We start from the raw sequence: 12838 nt of genomic DNA on the forward strand, positions 1-12838 counted from the left end.
CAATCATGACCGATTTTTTGCAGCGCTTGTTCAGACAAACAGGAACCGCATTTTCCACGTTGATGGTGCTGGTTGCCTGCCTGTCTTCCGGGTTGGCCTGGTCGGAAACCAGTGGGGAATGGTTTATTGATGAATCATTCAGTCAAGGGACACCGACTGACTGGCAATATGCAGGTAAGCCCAAGCCTCAAGTGAGCGATGGCTGGTTGCTGTTGACGAACCCACGTCCGAACCAAAGTGGATACACATGGTTCAAACAGGATTTTCCTTCGTCGGATGGCTTGGTGATTACTTTCGACTTTTCTGCCAGTAAGGGGGGCGGTACCTACCAGGATAAAAGAGCGGCCGATGGCTTCAGTGTATTTCTGCTGCGGAGTATCAATGACGGGGATTTCCGTATTGGCAGTGCTGGTGGTGGCTTGGGGTATACCGGGCTTAAGGATGCGTATCTGGGCGTTGGATTTGATAGTTTTGGTAATTTCAGTAGCCAGATTGGTGGCGAAGGAGGCTCTTCGGCCAAGCCAAACTCGATTGTTGTGCGCGCAGGGGAGAATAAACGCTATCGCTACCTTGCAGGCAGGCAATTACCCTATCCCCTGGCTACAAACAGTTCACAGCGCCAGCCTCGCACCGCACGTATTACCGTATTGCCGGATGGGTATGGTTATAGCGTCTCTGTTAGTCTCGATCGCCATGACGGCCATGGCTTTCAACCGGTTCTGGGCAATGTGAGAGTGGATGCGCCACCCCATCGGTTGAAGCTGGGGTTTGCTGCATCAACGGGCGCCAACTGGGCGCGTCATGAAATCGGCAATGTCCGTGTCAGCCGCCCTGTGAACCTGTCACTGAAGCAGGTCGGTAAAACCGAATTTGATCGGGATGGCAAGGTGCGTTATACGCTGCTGGCCCTCAACGAGGGGAATACGGACGCCAATGAAGTGTCGCTGCAGGTGATTTCTCCCGGTTTTTTTCAGCCGGATAGCAATGGCGTTCACTGCAATGACGTGATGAATGGTGCGCAGTGTCATAGTCGCTCAGGGGATGTCAGTATGGATCTGCCGAAGGGGGGCAGTATTCAGGTGACCCTGACAGGAGCGGTCAAGGCGGGCGTTGTCGATGGCGGTAGCCTGATTGCTGCGGTGACACCGGCGCCCGGGTATCAGAACCAGAACTCAAACAATGAGGTAGAGATTAAAACCGCCCTGTTGAGTGGTCAGGTTTTTGAAGAACGTGTGGAATCGTCTTCAGGGGCATCCCGACGGTTGGGTGTACAGGGCGCAACGGTGGTGCTGGCGCGGTTGGAAAAAGGGTTTAACCCGAAGCGGGCCAGTGTAGATAACTGGACACCGGCCATCCTGGCCCATACCGATGCCGGGGGGAATTATGTGTTTCCGATACCGGCGGAGGACCATGAGTACCGGATTGTTGTGTTGTCCCGATCCCTGTCACGAGGCCATGGGCGCTGGGCTGAGCAGACCTGGGGCGGGCCTTACCGCCGTTGCAGTTCAGGTCCCGATACTGCCAGCCAGGATAAAGTGTTTTCTACAGCGGGCTATTGTTTTGGCGGACGGCGACCGGGCAGGAATGATATTGAATATGACCTGGATGCCTTATGGAGGGAGTATCGTGGCGGTTGTACGGCGGAGTTCTGTCCTATGCTGCCGGCTATATCGCTGGGAAGTCATGAAATCTGGCAGGGGGAGCATACGCTTGAGTTACCGCGAAATCTGCTGACCCGTTACCCGACCGGAATGAAAAAACTGGATTTTGGGTTCAGTTATGACGTAGTCACCCATGTTAATGACAGCGGGCAGGGCAGCCTGCGACAGTTCATCGACAATGCCAACCAGAATGCCGGAATCAAACGGATGCGATTTGTTCCGGCGGTAGCCCGCAATCATGACTGGGGTTGGCAAATTAATCTCATGAGTGCTCTGCCGTCTTTGGGGAAAGATGGGATTACCCTGGATGGTACAGCCCTTCAATTTGCTCAGCCGGGAGCAAGTGCACTCTCTCCCCGGTCTGTGTGGTCCAGTGTCAAGGTAGGGCGTAACCAGGAGACTCTGGAAGCGTTTGAGCTGCCTGATCTGGAAGTGGTATCCCCCAGCCGGGGGATGAACCCCATTATTAGCATGAATGGCCCTCGGCAGACGGTTACCCGCCTGTTTCTGGCATCGCCCGGTGGTGTCGGGAATATTGTCGGTGTTTATGTCGGCAGGGGGTGCCAGAGCTGTCTGATCAGCCACTCTTTTATTGGTGCGGATAAATCCGGGCAGGGATTGTCTGAACGGTCACTATTGGATGGTATCAAGTCCGTGTCGGGCAGTTACGTGACAGTGGATCACAATTTAATTGCAGGCACACGGCGAACTGGAATGGATTTTAGTGGTTCCGGCGTAATCACCCGTAATGTGTTGATTGACAATACCAGTAATCCGACGGACGACGCGATCTCACTGCAAGGTGATGCCAGTGATGTTTCCCGTGAACTGACCATTGACCGGAATTATGTTGATGGTGCGCAGGGCGTTGTTCTGGAAGGTTGGCGGCTGATCTCGCCGCAAAAGCTCACGATTACCAACAATACGCTGCGCCGTGGCGGACAAGGTGGCAGAGAAGGTGCCGGCTTGCGGTTGCAGGCTATAGACGGCACAGGTAAGAAAATACAGGTTGAAAACAACCTCCTGGAAGAAAATCAGGGGCCAGGGGTTGTGGTTGTGAACATGGATCGGAACTATGTTGCGAAAGGCAATCGCATTACCCGGAATCAGTACACGGGGAACCGAGAGGATATGGGCATTGATCTTGTGATGGATGCTCAGCAACCATCGGGCGATGGTCGCACACCCAATACCGGCAATTATAATGACAGGGCGCCGAACCGGGGTATTGATGCTCCCGTTATTTCCAGTGCTCTGATTGATAATGGGCAGCTGGTTGTCGAAGGGTATGCGTTACCTGGTGTGACGGTGGAGTTCTACCGGAAAGATGGCAATGGTTTTAGCTACCTGTTACAGCGGATTGAAGGCAGTGATCAGGATCTGGTATCAGGCACGGGGTCTTATGTGGATCCGGTCAGCAGTAAGATGATTCAGAAACAGAGCCTGTTTCGGTTTGACGTGAGTGGTGCTGCCGTTAGCGAGGGTGGCACTCTCACTGCGATCGCTATCGACTCGAATGGCAATACGTCTGAATTTGGAGAAGGTATCAAGGTTGTCAGAGCCGGTGCCATCACTGCGATGATCTGGAAAGACCTCAATAATGATGGTGAGAAAGCAGCGACTGAGCCGGCGTTGAATCCTGTAAAAGCACAGTTGTCCCGATGGGATGCAGTGTTACAGCTATGGATTGTGATCAGCGTGCAGACGACGGACGCGAAGGGTGAGGTTAATTTCCCCAGCCTGGTACCGGGAAGGTATACCGTTGAAATTCTGCCGGACCAGGCGTCACTCACCGGCCTGATGCCGGGTGCCCACACGAACAACCCTGTTGAGATAACGGTTGAGGCCGGAGCATCGAAGCGTCTGCGCTTTGGATATATTGATGGAACCCCCGCCCTGACATTAACGCCAAATCATAACCGGACGGCGAAACCGGGCATGTTTGTGTATTTGCCTCACCAGCTGGAGAGCAACTCTGCCGGTAATGTGGATTTGCAGGTACAGTTGGTCAATGCCAACGATGGTTCAGCTATTGCCTGGCCAGTGACATTACAGAAGACCCAGTGTGGAAGTGGCAACAAGGAAGGTCAGCCAGCAACCAACAGCATGACACTGGGTGGTACCGGATCAGCGACGACCTGTTTCGAGGCGGGTGTGTTTGTGCCAGCCAATGCACCTGAAGGTCTGAAATTCGCCCTGACGCTTACCGCCACGATCAATGGCGGTTCCGGGAAAGAAGTGGGTACGGGACAAGCTGCGGGAGGAGCCGTGGTTGCCTCGGCACACGCGGTGGATACCGTTACCGTGTCTGACCAGGAAGGCGGCCAGTTGGTGCTGACCAAATGGGTGGAGAATATCTCCCGTGGAGAGGGGAGAGGCGTATCGAACCAAGCAGAGCCCGGGGATATTCTGCAATACACGATCCATTTCACCAATGCGGGTACAACCCCCATTTCACAGGTGGAAATCAGTGACGATATGCCGGCGTTCACTGCACTGTCAGAGACTCTCCGTTGTCCGTCTGTGTTACCTGGGGGAATACAATGCAGCCCGGTCAGAAGCTATAAAACCGGCTATATAGGGAGGGTCGCCTGGCGGTTCAATGGCAAATTAGAGCCGGGTGAGCAGGGTGAGGTCAGTTATCGAGTAAAAATTGAATAAACAGAATATTTTAATGCCTAAATAAAATTAGCGTGCGGTATTTTCTGTCTGTTTTATTCCAAAAAAACAGATCGCAGTTGCCTGTTTGTCTTTGTAATCATTAATACTTAATAGATGGCAGTGGTTTAAACAGGGATCCGAGCGTAATGACGTCACCGATACATGGAAGTCAAGGTGCTGGCAGCCTACCTCCTGGCGGAATAAGCCGAAAGGGAGAATCGGTTGTAACGCACCAGCATAGAACCATCAAGGTGACAGACCCTGTCCTGAAAGCCAAGCTGATAGCGATGGCTGACATGCAGGATAACCCCTCACCTAATGTCTCTGAAAAATCCCATGACGACAGAGTGATTAGTGCAACAGGTACAACCTACTCGCTGAAAGCCGAATCAAACAGTACTCGTCGAGCGCCCGCTGGCGGGGATAGGGATATTGAACCCGATGAAGGTTTTGTCGAGGACTTTAATAGTGATACGCAGTCAGTCAACGATGAAATGAATATCGATGATGACGTTGACATTGATGGATCAAATCCTGACCTGGAAGGCATCGAGTGTGAGGAAGAGGTTACGCAACAAGCATCTATAAAGGAGCGCTTTGCGAATGTATCTGCGAGTGTAGGACAGAAAGCGAAATCGCTCGGAAAGAGTATTAAAGACTGGGTGATTAGCTTGCCCAACCGGGTGATGAACAAAATGCCGCGCAAAGTGGCTGATGCTTTTGTACTGCATGCACCCTCGCCCAAGGCGTTGAAAGAGCGGGTAATCGGTAAGATAGCTAATCCATCAAGTCATATGCAGGATTTGAAGCGTGAATCCAGTGAGCGCTTACATAATCTGAGCAAACCGGGTGGACCGTCCGCTCATGCCGACGATGATCAACTGGCTGCGGTGGAAAAGAATATAGAAAATACGGAAACGGAACTGCAAACGTGCAAGCAGGCGCTTGAAGATCTCCTGGACCATTTCGATAGCGAAGATGCACTGCAGCGCAGGGATGAGCTAAATCAAAGGATATCTACGCTAACGTCGGATCTTAAAAGCTATCAGTTGGCTGAAAAAATGCTTCTGAAAATGATCAAACCTGTGGCTGATAAGGTGCAAAAAGATCTACAGGCTGAGGAACGTACTGACTATGACGCTAAGGCGGATACCTTCAAACAGCAAAGCAAGGGGCTTGACACTGAGTTGGCGTTGTTAGAGAAAGATTATGCAGACCTGAAATCGTCACTTAAGAAAAATATACAGGCATTGAAAAAAGAGATTAATGCGAAGGAAGCGGAAATAAAGAAGCTGCAAAATAAAATGGAACAGATAGATAGCAAAGAGGAAGCAGTGGAAAACCCATTTGTCTATTTAGGTGGCGTTGCTGTTCCTTATGATCAGGCAGGAGATATGTTAAAGAATAAACAGGAAGAGCTTCTAGACTTGCGACAGTCTCTTGAAAATACACAGCATAATATCTCCTCGAAGAAAAAAGAGGTCACTGATCAGCGTGACAAGCTGGCTAACCTCAGAAATGAAATGAGAAAAGACAAAAGTGCGTTTGAGAGAAATGTTAATGCGATCAAAAAAGGGACTAAATAATCATCGCTTTTAATGGCCGATTTAAAATCGGCTCTGGTAAGGCTGTTCCCAGGGTGAAACCTGGCTGATAAAGACTGTTTGTCAGGTCAGTTTTTCCAGAGCTCTGGCATTTCATTCTTGACATAGCGCAATAAGTCTTCGAGATCAAAAAGGCCTTCCTCACCGTTTATTTGCTGTGTTTTTAATACATAACGAGGTTCGCCCTCATCATCTAAAGACATAGTCAGTGCGATGGGGGATGCACCATTATATGAACGTACAGGAAGCTCAATAACTGGTGGTTTTTTATCCATGCTGAAATCTCTGGTCTGATTGTTTCCTAATAGTCTAGATGCTAATTCGTATGAAATTCATGACTTGAAAGAGGACTTTTTGATCGAAGCAGCATTTATGCGTTTTCAGAGGACTATATTTCTATCAATGGACCACGGATAGGCATTGTTTTAGACAGGACGTATTATGCCGGATATTACAGGGAATGGTGGTGTTTCTGTTGGTTATGCTAAAGGCTTGGTATCACCAGAGTCTATTAGTGAAGTAGGAAAAACGGCTGATTCCAGGCAAGTTAACTGCTTGTTTGATATAGAACCCCAGATTGTAAAAGACGATACATTAAGTCTGACTGACGATAATAAGGTAGTACTTGCTGACCGGGGTATCGATCAGGTCGAAACTGTGCCAACCCTGCTGCTATCACCCGAAAATAGTACTGAAGCAGAAGCCCTTTATGTACAAATTAATGAGGAAACGGGAGAGGTCAGGTTATTTGATTCTGATCCTGATCATGTCGAGCTTTTATCAGAGCGCCAAGTTTCGGAAACGGGTACTCAGTATGATGCGGGTCTCTCGTCAATCCAGAGCTATGAAGAAAGTGCACGGCTCGGCAGTGAGGAAATTCTGAAGAATACCGATGCATCGAAACGTAGCCTGGCGCAAACACTCGCTCATGAAGAACGGGCTCAGGTCAGTAGTACTGCAGCACAGAAACATGAGGATGCATCGAGCCAGAGTCTTGCCGCCACGCAGGCTAACGAGCAGCGGTCGCAGGTCAGCAGCACGGTAGCCCAGGAGAATGCCGAGAAGTCTGGGCAAAGTCTTGAACAAACCCGACTGTATGAAGAGCAGGCGCAGACCAGCAGTACTGAGTCTCAGAAGTATGCCGATGCGTCCAAGCGTAGCCTGGATCAGACCCAGGGGTATGAAGCGCAGGCGTTGAGCAGTCGTAACGAGACACAGAACCATGCAGATGCTGCTGGTCGCAGTCTGGCAAGTACAAAAGCCCACGAAGCCGAAGCGCTCATCAGCAGTCAGGAGACTCAGAATAACGCAGAGGCTTCCCGGCAGAGTCTGGCTAACACTCAGGCCAATGAACAGCAATCTCATGTGAGCCTTACCCAAACCCGGGAGAATGCCGACGCTTCAGAGCGTAGTCTGACGCAAACGCAGGCCTATGAGGAACGAGCGCAGGTCAGTAGCGTTGAAACTGAAAAGAACAACGATGCATCAAAGCGCAGTCTGGCCTCAACACAGGCGAATGAGCAGCGCTCCCAGATTAGTCGTACTGAAGCGCAAAAGAATGAAGATGCCTCTGCTCGCAGTTTGGCCGCCACCCAGGCGAATGAACAGCAGTCCCAGGTAAGCAGTCAGGAAACCAAAATGCATGCCGAGGCCGCTGGTCGTAGTCTGGAACAGACAAAGGCACATGAGACACAGGCGCAGGCCAGTAGTACGCAGGCCAGCAAACATGCCGAGACATCGGCCCGCAGTCTGGCCGCCACTCAGGCTAACGAGCAACGCTCGCAGGTCAGCCTTACAAAAACGCAAAATAATGCTGAAGCTACCCGCCGTAGTCTGGAGCAGACCAAGACTTACGAAGAGAGGGCATTAACCAGTAGCACTGAGGCAGAAAAGCATGCGGATGATGCTGGCCGTAGCTTGACGCAAACGCAGGCGTATGAAGACCGCGCCCTGGTGAGCAGTAATGAAAGCCGCCAGCATGCAGATGATGCCAGCCAGAGTCTTGAAGAGACAAGAGGGTACGAACAAAACGCTCGAACCAGTAGTGATGAGGCAAAAGAGAGTGCTGAGGCTGCCAACCGGAGTTTGACGGAAACGCAATCCCATGAAGAACGTGCCCGTATCAGCAGTTATGAGGCACAAAAGAACGAAGATTCATCGGCCCGTAGTCTTCAGCAGACCCGGCAGCATGAAGAGCGGGCATTGAACAGCAGCCAGGCTGCAAAAGACAGTGCGGAGGCGACTGCGCGTAGCCTGGAGGAAACCAGGGCGCATGAATCGCAGGCGAAGACTAGCGCAAATGAAACCCGGCAGCATGAAGAAACGGCCGGTCGGAGTCTGGAGCAGACGAAAGCGCTGGAAACTCAGGCACAAACCAGTAGTACGGAAGCCCAGAAACATGCGGAAGCCTCTGGTCGCAGCTTTAATCAGGCTAAGACGTTCGAAGACAGAACCCGTATCAGTAGCAATGAAGCACAGAAAGAGGCTGACGCGGCGGCGCGAAACCAACAACAGGCGCAGTTCTTTGAGCAGAGTACGAGAAATAGCAGTACAGAAGCGAAGAAACATGAGGAAGCCAGTCACCAAAGCCGTCTTGAAAGCCAGGCCAATGAGGAAAGCACTGCAGCGAGCAAGGAGCAGGCCCAAGCCAGTGCAGAAGCCGCTGAGTTAAGCAAAAACCAGACGAAAGCGTATGAGGATGAAGCGCGTATCAGTCGTGACAAGGTGGATGAAAACCTTGTCGCGTCAGAAGGCAGCCTGCAGCAGACGCGGGCTAACGAAGAGAGTTCCACCGCCAGCAAGTTTCGGGCAGAAGAGTATACCAGTGCGATTGATCGCATGATGCAGCAGACCAAGCTCAATGAAACCGCCAGCAGTGAGAGCCTGGAGCGGGTCAAGACCAATGAAGAGACTGTCGCACACAGCCGACAGAATGTTGATCAGGTGTCGCAGGAAATCAGTCAGTTGGCTGAACAGGCGAAAGGTGATGCGGACAGAGTGAGCGAGCTTGAAGAGCGAACACGGACGGTCAGTGAATCCGCCGAGCAACTCAAGAGCCGTGTTGAGGGGAGTGCTGAACAGGTCAATCGCCTTGCGACAGATGCTAAGGCTGACGCAGAAAAAGTATCCGGTCATGAGCGCCAGGCCAAGTTGGCCGGTGATCGTATTGCCAGCCAGGAAAAGAAAATCAACCAGGCTCAGGATCGTGTTGTAGAACACGAGAAAAAGGCGAAGACGGCATCATCGAACGCCAAGACGCAGGAAGGTAAGGCGAAGTCATCGGCGTCTGAAGCAGAGAAAAGTCAGAAAAAGGCGGCTGATGCGCTCAAGCGGATTGAAGAGCGCGAGAAGCGTGCGAATGAAATGATTCGCAAGCTTGAACAGCTGCTGGCTAAGGCTGAAGCCTCGAAAGGCGCGCCGGCCGCCTGACAGAGGCGACCGGCGATGACGATCAGGAGTCGCCTGTCGCTACTGTGCGACGGGGTTACCCTCCCTGTCTAACACAACCACCTGACCAATATTCAGCTTCTCGATATCGGCTTTTATCTTGTTGAGATCACCGATGACCAGCCAGGTGAAACGATCTGGGTGCAGTGCGGTTTTGGCTGTTTTCCGGATGGCCTCTTTCCCGGTGCTTTCGACACGGTTGGCATAGTCATACATATGGCTGTCAGGCAGGTCATATTCAACCAGCGTACTGACCGAACCCAGCAGGGCGCCATTGGTTTCATAGGTGCCAGGCAGCTTGTTGATCCGGTTGGTCTTGACGAGCGCCAGTTCTTCGTTGGTGGCCGGTTTCTTGCCCACATAGGCCTTAAACTCCTTCAGCATTTCCGCCATGGCTTCGTCAGTCTTGTCGATCTGGACCGAGGCGGTTGCCATGTATGGACGCTGGCCACGGGCATTGCGGGTATAGCTGTAGGACCCATAGGCCCAGTGTTTGTCTTCACGGAGATTCATGTTGAGCCGTGAAGTGAACTGACCGCCGATGACGTCGTTCATCAGGCTGAATGCCAGCGCATTATCATCATTGATGGGCATAACCAGTTGCGAGGCAATGATGGTGGACTGGCTGGCTCCCGGGTAATCCACCAGATAAACCGTGGCTTTACCGGGCTCAGGCATCTTGCTGATGCTTTTGCTGGGCATGGGGGTAGAGGGTACCTGCCAGTGTGACAGTGCCTGCTCCAGTTTGGGCAGCAGTTCTTCCATGGAGGTGTCGCCGGTGACAATCAGTGTTCCGTTATCAGGGCGCATCCAGGTTTTCCAGTATTCCACCAGATCATCCCGTGAGAGAGAGGAGACGGTGCTCAGGGTGCCGCTGCCACTCCAGGGGGTATTGTAGGCGTGGCCCGGGCCGTAAAGGAGCTCAGGCAGGATGCGACCTGCGATACTGCGGGGGCTGGCTTTTTCCTGGCGGATACCATCCAGCATGTTGCTGCGCAGGCGCTCCAGGTCCGTTTCCCGGAAAGCCGGCTGGGTCAGGACATCGGCCATGATGGCCAGGGATTGATCCAGAGTGACCTTGAGGCTGTCCAGGTAGATGCTGGAGGTGTCGAAATCATTGCCGGTACTGAGTGATGTCCCGATGGTTTCCAGCTCTTCAGCCAGCTCCAGTGAGGTTTTACTGGCAGTGCCTTCATCCATCATCGCCATGGTCAGACCCGGCAGGCCGGGTTTGCCCAGGCGTCCTGAGAGGCCGCCATCAAACTGCAGTTCCATGCTAACAACAGGTGTCTGGTGGCGTGGCGCCAGTACGACCTTAAGGCCGTTGCTTAACGTGGCGCGCTCAAGGGCGGGCAGGGAGACTGAGGCCTTGCCATCTGTTGACGGCAGTTTAGTACGGTCAGCTCCTTCTGCGACGTGCTCATAATTCGGGAAGGGCGTGATATCCAGCACATAAGCGCCACTGCTTAACCACTTGTCTGCCGCTTTCCGGATCATGGCCGGAGTGGCACTTTGCATGGCATCAAAGCTTTTCAGGTAGTGGCCGGGATCGCCAAAATAGACCTCACCATGGGCCAGAATGTCGGACTTGCCGCCGAAGCCGCCCACCCGTTCTGTGCCCCGTACAAACGCTGCCGCCTGACTGAACTTGATCCGCTGAAGTTCTTTTTCCGTAGGCCCTTTCTTCAGGAACTTCTCCAGCTCCTCATCAATAATGGCTTCGATATGGGACAGGCTGACCCCGTCTTTTGCATCCGCAACGATCATAAACTGGCCGGCGAGCATGCGGTCATAGACAAATGCATTGACAGACGTGGCAAGCTGTTCATCGTGTACGAGGCGCTTGTACAGGCGGGAATTTTTGCCGCCAGCCAGGACATCGGAGGCGAGCGACAGGTATTCAGAATCAGTGCTGCCAGCAGGCGCAGTGTTCCAGACTTTCATGAGCCGTGCCTGGGGAACGCGATCCTGCATGGAATCCCGTTTTTCTTCTGTGCGCTTGGCGATCCAGCTGTCCATTTTGGCCAGCGGTGGGCCTGCAGGGATGTCACCAAAATAGAGGTTGGCCTTTTCACGGGCGGTGGCAACATCAATGTCACCGGCCATGACCAGTACGGCATTGGACGGACCGTAGTAGGTTTTAAACCAGTTTTTCACCAGGTCAAGGTCGGCAGCATCCAGGTCTTCCATATAGCCGATGGTGGGCCAGGAGTAGGGATGGCCTTCCGGGAAGGTCTGCTCCGCCAGCCGGTTCCAGACCTTCCCGTATGGCTGGTTTTCACCCTGGCGTTTTTCGTTCTTCACCACACCCCGTTGTTGATCCAGTTTTTCCTGGGTAATCGCACCGAGGAAATGCCCCATGCGATCCGATTCCATCCACAGCGCCATATCCAGTGCCGGGGTGGGAACTGTCTCAAAGTAGTTGGTACGGTCGGTATTGGTGGTGCCGTTCTGTCCGGTAGCGCCGGCTTCTTCAAAAGGACGGAAGAATTCATCGTCGTAGTTTTCAGAGCCCTGGAACATCAGGTGTTCGAACAGGTGGGCAAATCCTCGCTTGCCGACGCTTTCATCCTTGGAGCCCACTTTGTACCAGAGGTTGACGGCGACAACCGGCGCCTTGCGATCCTCGTGGACAATGACGGTGAGCCCGTTGTCTAACGTGAATTTTTCATAATCAATGGCGGTTTTTGGCAGCTGCTGGATGGCGTCGGTTGAGGCATCGGTTGATAACAGGCTGGATGACAGCGAGTTACAGCCTGCCAGCAGTGTTGAGCCAAGTGCCAGTATAAGCAGGGTCTGTTTAAGTTTTGGTTTGTGCATCATGGTGTGGTGCTGCTGGTTACCTTACTGGTATGAAGATGGAAGGATTACTGACGATCATAGACAGCAAATCAGTCAGTAAGTTCCTTGGAAATTGTGTTTGTCGTACTAGTAAAAGCTGAGTGGGAGGGCAGGTCAAGGGAAGGTTGGTGTTATGGGGGGGAGGTAATAGCCTGCATGCTGAAGGGCGTTCAGGATTTCCGTTCATGGATGACTCGCCGGTGGTGATATTCGTCAGGTAGTGTTGAAGCTATGTTAGTGAAAACTTACGAACAAGATGTGTAAATAAGCGGTTTTTATACGTTATAAGTGAATATTCACCGTTGTGTTCAGTAATAGCGTGTGAAGGGATGATTATATGGCATGCGGGAGACTGTAGAAATGGATGGGTATGAGGTTATTTACTCCTCTCCGGTTTTTGTAAAGGGGGATTCTGAGTTCTTCCATCAAGCTGTTGACACCTTATGGCGCGCTTGTCCGGACAAGGGCTCTGATACACAGTCGACGAGAGAAGTGACCGCACAAGAGCCGCATCTGGGACGATTCCATGTCAAAGTACCGCAGGCGGTGTTTTTGTTAATAGTGGATTGACCATATAGCACTATAATGACGGTGTAATGTCCCATAGCGCCCATAAATATGGGA

5 protein-coding genes are annotated in these 12838 nt (G+C 52.2%); 3 read left to right on the forward strand and 2 right to left on the reverse strand.

Annotated features, from left to right (window positions below; all coding sequences use genetic code 11):
• The first annotated feature begins 5 nt into the window (after positions 1-5).
• Together ABD892_RS19565 and ABD892_RS19570 are read left to right on the forward strand one after the other, a co-directional pair.
• Complete coding sequence (locus ABD892_RS19565; protein WP_345197747.1) at positions 6-4322, forward strand: right-handed parallel beta-helix repeat-containing protein; 4317 nt, start codon at positions 6-8, stop codon at positions 4320-4322.
• Positions 4323-4468: 146 nt separating this feature from the next.
• Complete coding sequence (locus tag ABD892_RS19570) at positions 4469-5908, forward strand: hypothetical protein (RefSeq protein ID WP_345197748.1); 1440 nt, start codon at positions 4469-4471, stop codon at positions 5906-5908.
• Positions 5909-5994: 86 nt separating this feature from the next.
• Here ABD892_RS19570 and ABD892_RS19575 read toward each other — a convergent pair whose 3' ends face one another.
• The gene (locus ABD892_RS19575) at positions 5995-6201 is read right to left on the reverse strand and encodes a hypothetical protein (protein ID WP_345197750.1); all 207 of its coding nucleotides are present in this window, start codon (positions 6199-6201) and stop codon (positions 5995-5997) included.
• A gap of 166 nt (positions 6202-6367) precedes the next feature.
• Here ABD892_RS19575 and ABD892_RS19580 point away from each other — a divergent pair, with 166 nt between their 5' ends.
• Positions 6368-9355, forward strand: coding sequence for a hypothetical protein (locus ABD892_RS19580; protein ID WP_345197751.1), 2988 nt, complete (start codon positions 6368-6370; stop codon positions 9353-9355).
• A gap of 39 nt (positions 9356-9394) precedes the next feature.
• Here ABD892_RS19580 and ABD892_RS19585 read toward each other — a convergent pair whose 3' ends face one another.
• Positions 9395-12196 carry a M16 family metallopeptidase gene (locus ABD892_RS19585; protein ID WP_345197752.1) on the reverse strand — a complete coding sequence of 934 codons (2802 nt, stop codon included), beginning with the start codon at positions 12194-12196 and terminating at the stop codon, positions 9395-9397.
• Positions 12197-12838: the final 642 nt, after the last annotated feature.

It is taken from the genome of Kistimonas scapharcae (assembly GCF_039540975.1).
GTDB lineage: Bacteria > Pseudomonadota > Gammaproteobacteria > Pseudomonadales > Endozoicomonadaceae > Kistimonas > Kistimonas scapharcae.